The following is a 15256-nucleotide window of genomic DNA, read 5'->3' on the forward strand; positions in this document are numbered from 1 at the left end:
CTGTATTGCATTGATTTGCTGCTAATCCTGTGGTTTGCACTAGCTTTAAGTGGTTGAGATCACATTTCCTTGCTCATCCCCGCAACTCCTCCCTGCCTAATCCCCCGCAGGATGAGGAAGGTCAACATCGAGCCTGGCAAACTAGCGATAACGTTGTGTTGAAAATCTAAGAAAAGTGGAACTCCTATGTCACAACCTATTTTTAACGATAAGCAATTTCAGGAAGCGCTTTCACGTCAGTGGCAGCGTTATGGCTTAAATTCTGCGGCTGAAATGACTCCTCGCCAGTGGTGGCTAGCAGTGAGTGAAGCACTGGCCGAAATGCTGCGTGCTCAGCCATTCGCCAAGCCGGTGGCGAATCAGCGACATGTTAACTACATCTCAATGGAGTTTTTGATTGGTCGCCTGACGGGCAACAACCTGTTGAATCTCGGCTGGTATCAGGATGTACAGGATTCGTTGAAGGCTTATGACATCAATCTGACGGACCTGCTGGAAGAAGAGATCGACCCGGCGCTGGGTAACGGTGGTCTGGGACGTCTGGCGGCGTGCTTCCTCGACTCAATGGCAACTGTCGGTCAGTCTGCGACGGGTTACGGTCTGAACTATCAATATGGTTTGTTCCGCCAGTCTTTTGTCGATGGCAAACAGGTTGAAGCGCCGGATGACTGGCACCGCAGTAACTACCCGTGGTTCCGCCACAACGAAGCACTGGATGTGCAGGTAGGGATTGGCGGTAAAGTGACGAAAGACGGACGCTGGGAGCCGGAGTTTACCATTACCGGTCAAGCGTGGGATCTCCCCGTTGTCGGCTATCGTAATGGCGTGGCGCAGCCGCTGCGTCTGTGGCAGGCGACGCACGCGCATCCGTTTGATCTGACTAAATTTAACGACGGTGATTTCCTGCGTGCCGAACAGCAGGGCATCAATGCGGAAAAACTGACCAAAGTTCTCTATCCAAACGACAACCATACTGCCGGTAAAAAGCTGCGCTTGATGCAGCAGTACTTCCAGTGTGCCTGTTCGGTAGCGGATATTTTGCGTCGCCATCATCTGGCGGGGCGTAAACTGCACGAACTGGCGGATTACGAAGTTATTCAGCTGAACGATACCCACCCAACTATCGCGATTCCAGAACTGCTGCGCGTGCTGATCGATGAGCACCAGATGAGCTGGGATGACGCCTGGGCCATTACCAGCAAAACTTTCGCTTACACCAACCATACCCTGATGCCAGAAGCGCTGGAACGCTGGGATGTGAAACTGGTGAAAGGCTTACTGCCGCGCCATATGCAGATTATTAACGAAATTAATACTCGCTTTAAAACGCTGGTGGAGAAAACCTGGCCGGGCGATGAAAAAGTGTGGGCCAAACTGGCGGTGGTGCACGATAAACAAGTGCATATGGCGAACCTGTGTGTGGTTGGCGGTTTCGCGGTGAACGGTGTTGCGGCGCTGCACTCGGATCTGGTGGTGAAAGATCTGTTCCCGGAATATCACCAGCTATGGCCGAACAAATTCCATAACGTCACCAACGGTATTACCCCACGTCGCTGGATCAAACAGTGCAACCCTGCACTGGCGGCTCTGTTGGATAAATCACTGCAAAAAGAGTGGGCTAACGATCTCGATCAGCTGATCAATCTGGAAAAATTCGCTGATGATGCGAAATTCCGTCAGCAATATCGCGAGATCAAGCAGGCGAATAAAGTCCGTCTGGCGGAGTTTGTGAAAGTTCGTACCGGTATTGAGATCAATCCACAGGCGATTTTCGATATTCAGATCAAACGTCTGCATGAGTACAAACGCCAGCACCTGAATCTGCTGCATATTCTGGCGTTGTACAAAGAAATTCGTGAAAACCCGCAGGCTGATCGCGTACCGCGCGTCTTCCTCTTCGGCGCGAAAGCGGCACCGGGCTACTACCTGGCGAAGAATATTATCTTTGCGATCAACAAAGTGGCTGACGTGATCAACAACGATCCACTGGTTGGCGATAAGTTGAAGGTGGTGTTCCTGCCGGATTATTGCGTTTCGGCGGCGGAAAAACTGATCCCGGCGGCGGATATCTCCGAACAAATTTCGACTGCAGGTAAAGAAGCTTCCGGTACCGGCAATATGAAACTGGCGCTCAATGGTGCGCTTACTGTCGGTACGCTGGATGGTGCGAACGTTGAAATCGCCGAGAAAGTCGGTGAAGAAAATATCTTTATTTTTGGTCATACCGTGGAACAAGTGAAGGCTATTCTGGCCAAAGGCTACGACCCGGTGAAATGGCGGAAGAAAGATAAGGTGCTGGACGCAGTATTGAAAGAGCTGGAAAGCGGTAAATACAGCGACGGCGATAAGCATGCCTTCGACCAGATGCTGCACAGTATCGGCAAACAAGGCGGCGATCCGTATCTGGTGATGGCGGATTTCGCAGCCTATGTTGAGGCACAAAAGCAGGTGGATGTGCTGTACCGCGACCAGGAGGCCTGGACTCGCGCGGCGATCCTCAATACCGCCCGCTGCGGTATGTTTAGCTCGGATCGCTCTATTCGCGATTATCAGGCTCGTATCTGGCAGGCAAAACGCTAAGGAAGCTCGATGGAAAGCAAACGTCTGGATAATGCCGCGCTGGCGGCGGGGATTAGCCCCAATTACATCAATGCCCACGGTAAACCGCAGTCGATTAGCGCCGAAACCAAACGGCGTTTGCTTGACGCGATGCATCAACGTACCGCCACGAAAGTGGCGGTAACGCCAGTCCCGAATGTCATGGTTTATACCAGCGGCAAAAAAATGCCGATGGTGGTGGAGGGCAGCGGCGAATATAGCTGGCTGCTGACCACCGAAGAAGGAACACAGTACAAAGGCCATGTAACGGGGGGCAAAGCGTTCAATCTACCGACGAAGCTGCCGGAAGGTTATCACACGCTGACACTCACCCAGGACGACCAGCGCGCGCATTGCCGGGTGATTGTCGCCCCGAAACGCTGTTACGAACCGCAGGCGTTGCTGAATAAACAAAAGCTGTGGGGTGCCTGCGTTCAGCTTTATACGCTGCGATCGGAAAAAAACTGGGGTATTGGGGATTTTGGCGATCTCAAAGCGATGCTGGTGGATGTGGCAAAACGTGGCGGGTCGTTCATCGGCCTGAACCCGATTCATGCGCTCTATCCGGCAAATCCGGAGAGTGCCAGCCCATACAGCCCGTCTTCTCGCCGTTGGCTGAATGTGATTTATATCGACGTTAACGCCGTTGAAGATTTCCATCTTAGCGAAGAGGCTCAGGCCTGGTGGCAGTTGCCGACCACGCAACAGACGCTGCAACAGGCGCGCGATGCCGACTGGGTCGATTACTCCACGGTTACCGCCCTAAAAATGACAGCATTACGAATGGCGTGGAAAGGTTTCGCGCAACGTGATGATGAGCAGATGACCGCGTTTCGCCAGTTTGTTGCAGAGCAGGGCGACAGCCTGTTCTGGCAGGCAGCCTTTGATGCGCTACATGCCCAGCAAGTGAAAGAGGACGAAATGCGCTGGGGCTGGCCTGCATGGCCAGAGATGTATCAGAACGTGGATTCACCAGAAGTGCGTCAGTTCTGCGAAGAACATCGTAATGACGTCGATTTTTATCTCTGGTTGCAGTGGCTGGCTTACAGCCAGTTTGCCGCCTGCTGGGAGATAAGCCAGGGCTATGAAATGCCGATTGGCTTGTATCGTGATCTGGCGGTTGGCGTAGCGGAAGGTGGGGCGGAAACCTGGTGTGACCGTGAACTATATTGCCTGAAAGCGTCGGTTGGCGCGCCGCCGGATATCCTCGGCCCGTTGGGGCAGAACTGGGGATTACCGCCAATGGACCCGCATATCATCACCGCGCGTGCCTATGAACCGTTTATCGAGCTGTTGCGTGCCAATATGCAAAACTGCGGCGCATTACGAATTGACCATGTGATGTCGATGCTGCGTTTGTGGTGGATACCGTATGGCGAGACGGCAGATCAGGGCGCGTATGTTCACTATCCGGTGGATGATCTGCTCTCGATTCTGGCACTCGAAAGTAAACGTCATCGCTGTATGGTGATTGGTGAAGATCTCGGTACCGTACCGGTAGAGATTGTCGGTAAGCTGCGCAGCAGCGGTGTGTACTCCTACAAAGTGCTCTATTTCGAAAACGACCACGAGAAGACGTTCCGTGCACCGAAAGCGTATCCGGAGCAGTCGATGGCGGTTGCGGCGACACATGACCTGCCTACGCTACGCGGTTACTGGGAGAGCGGGGATCTAACGCTGGGCAAAACCCTGGGGCTGTATCCGGATGAAGTGGTACTGCGCGGTCTGTATCAGGATCGCGAACTGGCGAAGCAAGGGCTGCTGGATGCACTGCATAAATATGGTTGTCTGCCAAAACGTGCCGGGCATAAGGCATCGTTGATGTCGATGACGCCGACGCTGAACCGTGGTTTGCAGCGCTACATTGCCGACAGTAACAGTGCTCTGTTAGGACTACAGCCGGAAGACTGGCTGGATATGGCCGAACCGGTGAATATTCCTGGCACCAGTTACCAGTATAAAAACTGGCGACGCAAGCTTTCCGCAACGCTTGAGACGATGTTTGCCGATGATGGCGTGAACAAGTTGCTGAAGGATTTGGACAGACGGCGCAGAGCTGCAGCGAAGAAGAAGTAGAGTGCGGTTGATGCCGGATGCGATGCATCCGGCAGTCAGTGTTATCAAATCACCATATTCAGCAGCAGACAGCCTACCAGACCGCACACCGAGATAATGGTTTCCAGCATCGACCAGGATTTGATGGTCTCGCCGATAGTCAGGTTAAAGTACTCTTTGAACAGCCAGAAGCCCGGATCGTTCACATGAGAGAAAATCACACTACCGGAACCCACCGCAATAACCATCAGCTCTGGGCTAACACCCGTCGTTGCAATCAGCGGTGCCGCGATACCACCCGCAGTGATTGCCGCAACGGTTGCGGAACCCAGCGCGATACGCAGTACGGCAGCAATCGACCAGGCCATCAGCAGCGGAGAAATGTTGGTTTCGTGCATCATGGAAGCAATGTATTTGTCCACGCCGCTGTCTACCAGCACCTGCTTGAACGCACCGCCACCACCGATGATCAACAGCATCATCGCAATGATTTTGATGGAAGAAACCAGCGTGTCGTTAATCTGATCCATTGAACGACCACGGTTCAGACCAAAGGTGAACATCGCAATCAGCACGGCAATCAGCGTTGCCATTACCGGGTCACCGAGGAACTCCGCTACCGGCAGGAAAGCGTGACCTTTCGGCAGGATCATTTCGGCAATCGCACGCATCGCCATCAGCACAACCGGCACCAGAGAAGTCCAGACGCTGACGCCAAAGCTCGGCATCTCTTCTTCGCTGAAGGTTTTCGCGCTGTAGAGACCTTCCGGAATTGGCTTATCGATACCTTTCAACACGCGAGCGTAAACCGGACCGGCGAGAATCACGGTCGGGATTGCCAGAATAGTACCGTACAGCAGGGTTTTACCCATATCGGCATTGAAAATGGTGGCAATCGCAGTCGGACCCGGATGCGGTGGCAGGAAGCCGTGGGTCACAGACAGTGCAGCTGCCATTGGTACACCAACATACAACAGTGGAATATTCGCAGAAGCCGCGATGGTAAACACCAGCGGCAGCATCAGCACAAAGCCCACTTCATAGAACAGGGCAAAACCAACGGTAAAACCGGTCAGTACCACCGCCCACTGGATGTGTTTTTTACCAAATTTGGCAATCAGCGTGGTGGCGATACGTTGTGCGCCACCGCAGTCTGCCAGCATTTTGCCCAGCATTGCGCCAAAACCCATGATCAGGGCAAGGCTACCGAGCGTCCCGCCGACACCGGCTTTGATGGAGCCAATAACTTTATCCAGCGGCATTCCTTGCATTAATCCAACAGCAAGCGCCACGAGGACGAGAGCGATGAAGCCGTTCATTTTGAAGCGGATCATCAGGAGCAACAACAAGATTACACCGATAGCAACAATGACTAATGGCATGATTTACCTGGCCTTTCATTTGTTATGGGTAACGTCAATTTTCTGACGACAAACTCTAATTATCCCAATCGGGAACAGAGATATTGCGGCACCACGACTGATACCCACTAAAACTAATTATTGTAGTCAGATGTCAGGAGTATGTTTGGTACCCATGTGAATGATACGGGTAACATCTGGCGTTTGAGAATCACCAGAGCGGGGTAAATTTAAATTATGAGAGGTTGGTCATATTATCGCGGGGAAACGAAGGGAGGGATTTGCCAAAGCAATGCTGTGCCAACGTCTGGCACATGTTCAACGTAGGCCCGAAATGACGCTTTAGCGTCGCATCGGGCAATCTACAAAAGAGGGGATAACTTAGTAGTAGGAGTGTTCGCCGCGCTGGTGTTCGGTGAGATCGCGCACACCTTTCAGCTCCGGGAATTCGTTCAGCAGCTGCTTCTCGATCCCTTCTTTCAGCGTCACATCGACCATGGAACAACCGTTACAGCCGCCGCCAAATTGCAGAATGGCGTAACCGTCTTCTGTGATTTCCATCAGCGAAACGCGACCACCGTGACCAGCAAGCTGTGGGTTGATCTGCGACTGCAGCATATACTCCACGCGCTCCATCAGCGGTGCATCGTCTGCCACTTTACGCATTTTGGCGTTCGGGGCTTTCAGCGTTAACTGAGAACCCAACTGGTCGGTAACAAAGTCGATCTCTGCATCTTCCAGGTATGGTGCGCTTAACTCATCAACATACGCGGTCAGCAGGTCAAATTTCAGGGCAGTGTCGGTGGCTTCCACGGCATCCGGCGGACAATAAGAAACACCACATTCAGCGTTAGGCGTGCCAGGGTTAATCACAAATACGCGGATTTGTGTCCCTTCTTCCTGATTTGCCAGCAGTTTGGCAAAGTGCGCTTGTGCAGCATCGGAAATACGGATCATAGTAATGGCCTAATAGTTGACTATTTTAGTTGGTTATAATACGCCCATCATCGAGGCTCTACAAGGTTCGACAAAGGCACCAGACCTGGACAGTCGCCGCACCATTGCGTAAAAGCAACTGCGCAATCTCTGCGACGGTACTTCCGGTGGTAACGACATCATCCACAATCACCATATGGCGACCTTGCACGGGCAATTCAAGACGAAAGGCATTTTTCAGGTTGCGCTTGCGCAGCCGGGCACTGAGAAAATGCTGGGTCGCAGTGGCCCGTGTACGTGTGACGGCTTCGCTATCCCATTGGCAGTGCAACCAGCGTGATAACGGCTGACACAGCAAATCGCTCTGATTAAATCCCCGACGCCAGTGACGCCGCTGCCATAACGGAACGCTGATGATGCGATCCGGCAATTGCAACCCGGTGGTGCGACGAGCGTGCAAGACTGCCAATAGTAACAGACGTGACAGGGCGCTGGCGATTTCACTGCGCCGGGAAAATTTAAGCTGGTGGATGAGCAGACTTAACGGCGGCGCATAGTCGGCAACTGTGACCAGTCTTTGCCAGGGCGGCGGTTTTTGCAGGCAGCGACCGCAGGGAAGATGGGAGTGTGTGGCGGGTAATCCACATTGTGGGCATAACGTTTTATCTGTGCGGGTGGCGCGTGAACAGACCGAACAAATCCCCCAATGACCTAACGCCAGTGGCATTCGGCATAGCCAGCATAATCCCGGTACTGTTAGCATATGTTCATCCTTGTAAGTCAAAAGAGAACAATAGCGGATGAATAACATCTGGTGGCAGACCAAAGGTCAGGGGAATGTTCATCTTGTGCTGCTGCACGGATGGGGACTGAATGCCGAAGTGTGGCGTTGCATTGACGAGGAACTTAGCTCGCATTTTACGCTGCACCTTGTTGACCTGCCCGGCTTCGGGCGTAGCCGGGGATTTGGTGCGCTGTCACTTGCTGATATGGCCGAAGCCGTGCTGCAACAGGCACCTGATAAAGCCATTTGGTTAGGCTGGAGTCTGGGCGGGCTGGTGGCAAGCCAAATTGTTTTAACCCATCCCGAGCGTGTTCAGGCGCTGGTCACCGTGGCGTCGTCACCTTGTTTTAGTGCTCGTGACGAGTGGCCGGGGATAAAACCGGACGTGCTGGCGGGATTTCAGCAGCAACTCAGTGATGATTTTCAGCGTACAGTGGAGCGGTTCCTGGCGTTACAAACCATGGGGACTGAAACGGCGCGCCAGGATGCGCGGGCGTTGAAGAAAACCGTTCTGGCGTTACCGATGCCGGAGGTTGACGTGCTTAATGGCGGGCTGGAAATCCTGAAAACGGTCGATCTCCGTCAGCCGCTGCAAAACGTGTCCATGCCGTTTTTGCGATTGTATGGCTATCTCGACGGTCTGGTGCCGCGCAAAGTGGTGCCGATGCTGGATAAACTTTGGCCTCACAGCGAATCATATATCTTCGCCAAAGCGGCCCATGCGCCGTTTATTTCGCATCCGGTCGAGTTTTGTCACCTGCTGGTGGCGTTGAAGCAGAGGGTGTAGGCAACTTTTGAAATGGCGAGACAGAAATTTACTGGCTCGCCGCAGCCAACTCTTCTTCTGACACCCCGGTAAAGCGCATGATGTCTGTAAGAGGGACTCCGGATTCAAGCATTATTTTGGCTATATGCAGGGCTTTGGATTGTTCCCCCTCCTGCCGCAATCTTTCCGCAATTGTCATTAAACTCTCCTTGTGTTTCGGTGAACGTTCGGCAACGCCGTCGATAAAATCGTTAAAACGTACCGCGTCGCCGGTTTGCAGTATGTAATTAAACAGCCCTTTGATTTGTCTGTCATTAGCGTATCCACTACTTAATAAGCAGGCCATTTGCTCTACCAGCCCCATCAGATCGCGTTGACGAATATGTTTTTGAATTAACTCCAGCAGCGCCATACGTCGGTGCTGCATGATTTCATCATCAGGCATGACGGTGACATCAATCAGCGGAAATGCGGAGGCATAAAGCTGCCTTGCCAGTTTGGGATCGGCGAAACAATCCAGCCAACACAGCGAATAGGGATAGGGGCTTTCAATACCGTGGTAAAACAACAATGGCACCACCATCGGCAACGTTTTGTATCCAGCATCAAGGTGATTTTGCATTGCGGCAATAGCGTAACGCATCATGCGAAATGCGATCAGTTTGTTTGAGGTGCTTTGATGTTCAATCAGACAATAGATGTATCCTGGTCCTTGTTCCGTTTTCACCGACCACAGCACATCGGAATAGCTTTCACGCAGATCGTCATCAATAAAGCTGCTCGACTCCAGCTTGAGGGTTTTCATATCACAAAGCGCGTGAATGGGTGCCGGTAAATGAAACGCAAGAAAATCACGAGCCGTGTCCGGTTGGCGTAAAAAGAGTTTGAACAGCGCATCGTGTGGGGTGGAACTCTGCTTTTTGCTCATGGCGTTCCTTCACCTGTTGTTTGAATGCCGCGACTCTACGCGCCACTCCACACCTGTGTATTAGCGAGTTTTCATCCCTGCGAGATGCTTTCAAAGGAACTTACGCCGTGCTGCAAGAGTTGCATTTTTATGGAAAGCCGCACGCAAAAAAGCCCGGATGCAGACGCATACCGGGCTTTCCAAAACAGGCGATGGAGTAAGGTTAACGCAGCGCCCACCACTCGCGCAGACAGGCTTTTCCTTCCGGGCAGCTTTTACAACTGCCAGAGAGGCAGCCGTCAGGTTCTTCCTGAATCCGCACGGCTTTGCCCATACTTTCCAGTTGTTGCAGCATGGCGTTAATCATTGGCTGTGGAGTGTTCAATGTCTGGCTTATCTGGGCCGCTTCCATACGGCCCCGTAACGCCAGCAAATCGCGCACCTGAATAAGTGAAGCCATTAATGGCAATCACCGGTGGTGCTGGCTGCGCAGCAACTGCTTACCGACTTGCGGGTTGCCAGCAGTTCGATATCCACCCGGCTACGCGCGCGGCGCAGCAGACCGATAACTACGATGTTAAACAGGATTACCGCCAGAATGCACACCAGGCTGTAAGTTGGGTGCTGACTGTAGCTGGCGACCTGATAGAACAATGTTGCCAGTGAGTAAGCGATATTCAGCCCCCACAGGATGGAGAAGCCCATCCAGCCACGGCTTGATTCACGGGCGATGGCTCCCATCACCGAGATACATGGTACATACAGCAGGACGAAAATCAGGTAGCTGTATGCGGCAGCTGCGCTACCGAATTTCTGATCCATCACGCCCATCGCCCCGGTACCCATTTCGCCGTCGCCTTTGCTCGCTTCAATGGGATTCATCAGTACGCTAAGGCTGAAGGTGTCTTTCAGGCTCTGCCAGGTTTCATCTACCGCGCTGAACAGCTCTTCACCGAGGTTAAATTCTGCCGGATTGAACTCTTCGTCCTGAATATTTTCTGCGGTGTAGAGGGTGTTGAGCGTGCCCACCACCACTTCTTTCGCCATTGCACCTGTAAACAGGCCAACCGTTGCCTGCCAGTTATCTTCATGCACGCCAATCGGCTTGAAGACTGGGGTGATCACCCGGCTGACGGAAGCCAGCGCCGAGTCGTTGATGTTATCGACGATTTTTCCGCTCAGCGAGAAGCTGTTGAAGGCGCTCAGGAAAATGCTGACGATGATAATCACTTTACCAGCACGCAGAACGAAGCCTTTCAGACGCTGCCAGGTCTGGATAATCAGGCTTTTAACGTGTGGTACATGGTAGACCGGCAGCTCCATGACAAACGGCGTCGCTTCACCGCGCATGATGGTGTACTTGAGCATCAGGCCAGTCAGCACCGCCATCACGATACCCAGCATATACAGCGAGAAAACCGCCAGGGCACCGTTCTGCCCGAAGAAGGCAGCCGCGAATACTGCGAAGATAGCCAGACGCGCGCCGCAGGACATAAACGGTGCCATCATGATGGTCATCAGACGTTCACGCGGTGCATCAAGCGTACGTGCGCCCATTACCGACGGTACGTTACAACCGAAACCGACGATCAGCGGCACAAAGGATTTCCCAGGCAAGCCCAGCGCCTGCATCAGGCGGTCCATCACAAACGCCGCACGCGCCATATAGCCGGAGTCCTCAAGGAAGGAGAGGAACAGGTACATCATGCCAATCTGCGGCACCAGTGGCAGCACGGTGTTAATACCGCCACCCAGGCCCTGGGCGAGGAAGATAGTCAGCCAGTCCGGGAAGTGGAGCGTGTAGCCAATCCATTGAATACCATGCACAAATAGCGCCACGGAGCCGACGTCAAACAGCGGCTGTAACGCCCCGCCGATGTTGATAGCCAGCAGGAACATCAGGTACATCACAAAGAGGAAAATCGGCAGACCGAGGAAACGGTTGAGCACGATTTTATCTACCGCAGTGGTGAAACGGCTGGGTTCTGCCGTCAGGGTGTTGCTTACCACATCACAGATGGCAGCAATGCACTGGTAACGCGCATCGGCAATGTGCAGCGCCGGATCGTCCATCTCATTACGCAGACGGGCGAGGGCGGCATCCAGATGCTGCGACGCTTCACCGGCGTAGGCGCGGCTGTAGATATCGCCTTCCAGCATTTGCAGGCCCAGCCAGCGACGTTGTTTCAGCGGGATGTCGGAAGGCATCACTTTTGCCAGTGAATCTGCTTCGTTGAGTAGCGGCTGTGCGTAATGCACCAGTTCCACATTCTCGTTAGCTTTATAGCGATCAATCGCCAGCTTGAGCGCTTCAATACCGCGACCACGGGTTGAAACCAGCGGGATCACTGGGCAGCCAAGACGCGCCGACAGAGCATCAATTTCAATACGAATATTTTGCTTCTCGGCAATGTCGAGCATGTTCAGTGCCACGATGCAGGGAATGCCGAGTTCCAGCAGTTGTAGCGTCAGGTACAGGTTACGCTCAAGGTTAGACGCATCCACCACGTTAATCAGCAGGTCGGCGTCGCCACTCAAAATGTAGTGACAGGCGATTTGCTCATCGAGCGAGGTCTGCGATGAGATGGTGGTCAGAGAATAGGTGCCGGGCAGGTCCACCAGCGTGACCTGATGATCGGTGGTGGAGAATTGCCCTTCTTTACGTTCGACGGTAACGCCTGCCCAGTTACCTACACGCTGACGTGCGCCAGTGAGCTGGTTAAATAAGGTTGTCTTGCCAGAATTTGGATTACCAATTAAGCCTATGGTTAATTTTTTCATTGTTGTTATCACCGTATTAACAGGAAACCGCTTCCACTTCTAATAAGGCCAGATCTTTTTTGCGTAATACCAGGCTCACACGACGGGTTTCGATATGAATGGGGTCGCCGAGTGGAGCGACGCGCACCACATTAAAAGAGGAGCCAGGTAACATGCCAAGAGAAAGCAGTTTTTGGCGATATGCCGGGCTGATTTCACGGGAAAAGCCAGTGATTTTCCACGCAGTATCTGGAGTGTATTGCATAGGTGCCTACTTGTTTCTCATTAACTGGATAACTACCTCATGGGGCGTTTGACAGCGACATGAGACCAGATGATTTGCCAACAAAGGAGAGATTAAATAATCAACAACACAATGATAATGAGAATGGTTTCTATCAGCAATACTTAAAATGTGTGCGAATGTTGGTTTGAATAATAATCTGACTCAATGTTGATGTGGCTCAAGGTTATATCGCAGCGAAAATATAATTCGAATAGCGAATTACCAGGACTGGCTAATGTTTAATTAAGGTTTCAGTTGTTAATGAAGTGATAAATGTTGCCGGAATATATTGTGAGTTTGGCTGTGGAATAAAAATGCCGGAGATATTCTCCGGCACTTTTATGTCAGACAAGGCGTTCGTTGCCAGATGCGGCGTGGACACCTTATCGCGCAGGTTTAGGGGTCAATCAGGGCGTTTAACGTTTTTTGCCCATTGCTGCCGCCAGCGCGTCCATCATCGCGCTGTTACCGGCAGGCTGCGCTTCACGTCCGCGCGGTTTGGCTGCCGGGCGGTTGTTTTGCGGGCGTTCATTACCGCCGCCGCGACGGGCGTTGGTTTCGCCAGGCTGCTCGTCCAGACGCATGGTCAGGGCGATACGTTTACGCTGAAGATCCACTTCCAGCACTTTCACCTTCACAATGTCGCCCGCTTTCACCACGGTATGCGGATCTTCTACAAACTTGTTCGACAATGAAGAGATGTGAACCAGGCCGTCCTGATGCACGCCGATATCGACAAACGCGCCAAAGTTGGTGACGTTGGTCACCGCACCTTCGAGGATCATACCCGGTTGCAGGTCGTTCATTGTCTCGACGCCATCGGCAAACTGAGCGGTTTTAAATTCCGGACGCGGATCGCGACCCGGTTTTTCCAGCTCTTTGATGATGTCAGTTACTGTCGGCACACCGAATTTTTCATCAGTAAAGTCAGACGCTTTCAGGTTACGCAGTTCGCTGCTGTTACCCATCAGATCTTTCAGTGCCTGCTGTGTTGCTGCCAGAATGCGTTCCACCACCGGATAGGCTTCCGGGTGGACGGTAGACGCGTCCAGCGGGTTATCACCATGGTTAATGCGCAAGAAGCCCGCGCACTGCTCGAAGGCTTTCGGCCCCAGACGGCTCACTTTCAGCAGTTGCTGACGGTTCTGGAACTGACCGTTCTCATCGCGCCAGGCCACGATGTTTTGCGCCATCATGCGCGTCAGGCCCGCCACGCGGGTTAACAGCGGAACAGAAGCAGTGTTGAGATCGACGCCAACGGCGTTTACGCAGTCTTCTACTACTGCGTCCAGTTTGCGGGCCAGTTGCGTCTGGCTGACGTCATGCTGATACTGACCTACGCCGATAGATTTCGGATCGATTTTCACCAGCTCCGCCAGCGGATCCTGCAAACGGCGGGCGATAGACACCGCGCCACGCAGCGAAACGTCGAGATCCGGAAACTCCTGCGCTGCCAGCTCGGAAGCCGAGTAAACCGACGCGCCAGCTTCGCTGACGATCACTTTCTGTGCGGTCACTTTCGGGAACTGCTTCTGCACGTCGAGATAGAAACGTTCGGTTTCGCGGGAAGCTGTACCGTTGCCGATCGCCACCAGTTCAACGTTATGCTTTTCACACAGCGCAGCAACAGTCATCGCTGCTTTTGCGGCTTGTCCGGTGTGCGGGTAAATGGTATCGGTCGCTACCAGTTTGCCAGTGGCATCGACCACCGCCACTTTTACCCCAGTACGCAGACCCGGATCGAGGCCCATCGTTGCACGCAGTCCGGCAGGGGCCGCCATCAGCAGATCGTGCAGGTTACGGGCAAAGACGTTGATTGCTTCATCTTCCGCGCGTTCGCGCACGGTACCCATCAGTTCGGTTTCCAGATGCATCAGCACCTTGATGCGCCAGGTCCAGCTCACTACGCCTTTGCGCCAGCTATCCGCCGGGGCATTGTTCAGGCGCAGGCCAAGGTGATCCATGATGATTTGCTCGCAATAGCTCTCTTTGGGCGGCTCATCGAACTGCGGATCGGCATTCAGCGAAAGCTGGAGTACGCCTTCGTTACGCCCACGGAACATCGCCAGCGCGCGGTGAGAAGGCACCGTGGACAACGGTTCGTGATGATCGAAATAGTCGCGGAATTTTGCCCCTTCCTCTTCTTTACCGCTCACCACGGTTGAGACCAGATGCGCGTTCTTCCACAGATAATCACGCACTTTCGCCAGCAGCGCGGCATCTTCGGCAAAACGTTCCATCAGGATATAGCGCGCGCCGTCCAGCGCGGCTTTGGTATCTGCCACGCCTTTATCGGCATCAACATATTGTGCAGCCGCGACTTCTGGCGTGTGTGACGGATCGCTCCACAGCAGGTCAGCCAACGGCTCAAGCCCTGCTTCAATGGCGATTTGCCCGCGGGTGCGGCGTTTAGGTTTGTAGGGCAGGTAGAGGTCTTCGAGTTCGGTTTTGCTTAGGGTGGCGTTGATGGCCTTCGCCAGATCATCGGTGAGTTTGCCTTGCTCGGAAATGGATTTGAGGATCGCCTGACGTCTCTCTTCCAGCTCGCGCAGATAGCTCAGACGCGTTTCCAGATTACGCAGCTGCGTGTCATCCAGACCGCCGGTGATTTCCTTACGATAACGTGCGATAAACGGCACGGTATTCCCTTCGTCAAGCAGGCGAACGGCAGCGTCAACCTGTTCCGGGCGCGCCTGAATTTCACCCGCAATAATGCGGCAGAACGAATCATTCATCATGGTTTGAGTTCATCTTTTCGGATCAAAAATCAGGGGATAGTTATACGGACTGGCTGGCAAAAATG

Annotated in this window: 11 protein-coding genes; 3 read left to right on the forward strand and 8 right to left on the reverse strand. The window is 53.2% G+C overall.

All coding sequences use genetic code 11. The features are described from left to right. Positions 1 to 186: 186 nt before the first annotated feature. A complete protein-coding gene (malP, locus tag E0D98_RS05820; protein ID WP_000081909.1) occupies positions 187 to 2580 on the forward strand; it encodes a maltodextrin phosphorylase in 2394 nt (797 codons plus the stop codon). 9 nt (positions 2581 to 2589) lie between these two features. After that, positions 2590 to 4674: a 4-alpha-glucanotransferase gene (gene malQ, locus E0D98_RS05825; protein WP_000444354.1), complete on the forward strand. Its 2085-nt coding sequence runs from the start codon at positions 2590 to 2592 to the stop codon at positions 4672 to 4674. A 44-nt stretch (positions 4675 to 4718) separates the two neighbouring features. On the opposite strand, the gene gntT is transcribed toward malQ, so the two are convergent. The 3 genes from gntT to gntX form a co-directional block, all read right to left on the reverse strand. Then, positions 4719 to 6035, reverse strand: coding sequence for a gluconate transporter (gene gntT / locus E0D98_RS05830; protein WP_001131758.1), 1317 nt, complete (start codon positions 6033 to 6035; stop codon positions 4719 to 4721). A gap of 360 nt (positions 6036 to 6395) precedes the next feature. Continuing rightward, positions 6396 to 6971, reverse strand: a complete 576-nt coding sequence (nfuA, locus tag E0D98_RS05835) for a Fe-S biogenesis protein NfuA (RefSeq protein WP_000619389.1) — start codon at positions 6969 to 6971, stop codon at positions 6396 to 6398. A 58-nt stretch (positions 6972 to 7029) separates the two neighbouring features. Continuing rightward, positions 7030 to 7713 (reverse strand): DNA utilization protein GntX, encoded by a 684-nt coding sequence (gntX, locus tag E0D98_RS05840; RefSeq protein WP_024173917.1) that lies wholly within the window; start codon positions 7711 to 7713, stop codon positions 7030 to 7032. A gap of 37 nt (positions 7714 to 7750) precedes the next feature. On the opposite strand from gntX, the gene bioH reads away from it, so the two are divergent. Further along, positions 7751 to 8521 (forward strand): pimeloyl-ACP methyl ester esterase BioH, encoded by a 771-nt coding sequence (gene bioH / locus E0D98_RS05845; protein ID WP_001060076.1) that lies wholly within the window; start codon positions 7751 to 7753, stop codon positions 8519 to 8521. A 28-nt stretch (positions 8522 to 8549) separates the two neighbouring features. Here the strand turns inward: bioH and rpnA are convergent, their stop codons facing one another. The 5 genes from rpnA to E0D98_RS05870 form a co-directional block, all read right to left on the reverse strand. After that, positions 8550 to 9428, reverse strand: coding sequence for a recombination-promoting nuclease RpnA (gene rpnA / locus E0D98_RS05850; RefSeq protein WP_000039063.1), 879 nt, complete (start codon positions 9426 to 9428; stop codon positions 8550 to 8552). A gap of 202 nt (positions 9429 to 9630) precedes the next feature. Then, on the reverse strand, positions 9631 to 9867 hold the full coding sequence (gene feoC / locus E0D98_RS05855; RefSeq protein WP_000157586.1) for a [Fe-S]-dependent transcriptional repressor FeoC: 237 nt from the start codon (positions 9865 to 9867) through the stop codon (positions 9631 to 9633). Then, positions 9867 to 12188 (reverse strand): Fe(2+) transporter permease subunit FeoB, encoded by a 2322-nt coding sequence (feoB, locus tag E0D98_RS05860; RefSeq protein ID WP_000737014.1) that lies wholly within the window; start codon positions 12186 to 12188, stop codon positions 9867 to 9869. The genes feoC and feoB overlap by 1 nt, the downstream gene beginning before the upstream one ends. 16 nt (positions 12189 to 12204) lie before the next feature. Next, a complete protein-coding gene (gene feoA, locus E0D98_RS05865; RefSeq protein WP_001200455.1) occupies positions 12205 to 12432 on the reverse strand; it encodes a ferrous iron transporter A in 228 nt (75 codons plus the stop codon). Positions 12433 to 12869: 437 nt separating this feature from the next. Beyond that, a complete protein-coding gene (locus E0D98_RS05870) occupies positions 12870 to 15191 on the reverse strand; it encodes a Tex family protein (protein ID WP_000980706.1) in 2322 nt (773 codons plus the stop codon). Positions 15192 to 15256 lie beyond the last annotated feature (65 nt).

Source organism: Escherichia sp. KCJ4928 (genome assembly GCF_004352695.1).
In the GTDB taxonomy this organism is placed as follows: Bacteria; Pseudomonadota; Gammaproteobacteria; order Enterobacterales; family Enterobacteriaceae; genus ECMA0423.

Excerpts from the sequence above, each read along its gene's own strand:
- malP (WP_000081909.1), top strand. The coding sequence starts at position 187 with ATGTCACAACCTATTTTTAACGATAAGCAATTTCAGGAAGCGCTTTCA.
- malQ (WP_000444354.1), top strand. The coding sequence starts at position 2,590 with ATGGAAAGCAAACGTCTGGATAATGCCGCGCTGGCGGCGGGGATTAGC.
- gntT (WP_001131758.1), bottom strand. The coding sequence starts at position 6,035 with ATGCCATTAGTCATTGTTGCTATCGGTGTAATCTTGTTGTTGCTCCTG.
- nfuA (WP_000619389.1), bottom strand. The coding sequence starts at position 6,971 with ATGATCCGTATTTCCGATGCTGCACAAGCGCACTTTGCCAAACTGCTG.
- gntX (WP_024173917.1), bottom strand. The coding sequence starts at position 7,713 with ATGCTAACAGTACCGGGATTATGCTGGCTATGCCGAATGCCACTGGCG.
- bioH (WP_001060076.1), top strand. The coding sequence starts at position 7,751 with ATGAATAACATCTGGTGGCAGACCAAAGGTCAGGGGAATGTTCATCTT.
- rpnA (WP_000039063.1), bottom strand. The coding sequence starts at position 9,428 with ATGAGCAAAAAGCAGAGTTCCACCCCACACGATGCGCTGTTCAAACTC.
- feoC (WP_000157586.1), bottom strand. The coding sequence starts at position 9,867 with ATGGCTTCACTTATTCAGGTGCGCGATTTGCTGGCGTTACGGGGCCGT.
- feoB (WP_000737014.1), bottom strand. The coding sequence starts at position 12,188 with ATGAAAAAATTAACCATAGGCTTAATTGGTAATCCAAATTCTGGCAAG.
- feoA (WP_001200455.1), bottom strand. The coding sequence starts at position 12,432 with ATGCAATACACTCCAGATACTGCGTGGAAAATCACTGGCTTTTCCCGT.
- E0D98_RS05870 (WP_000980706.1), bottom strand. The coding sequence starts at position 15,191 with ATGATGAATGATTCGTTCTGCCGCATTATTGCGGGTGAAATTCAGGCG.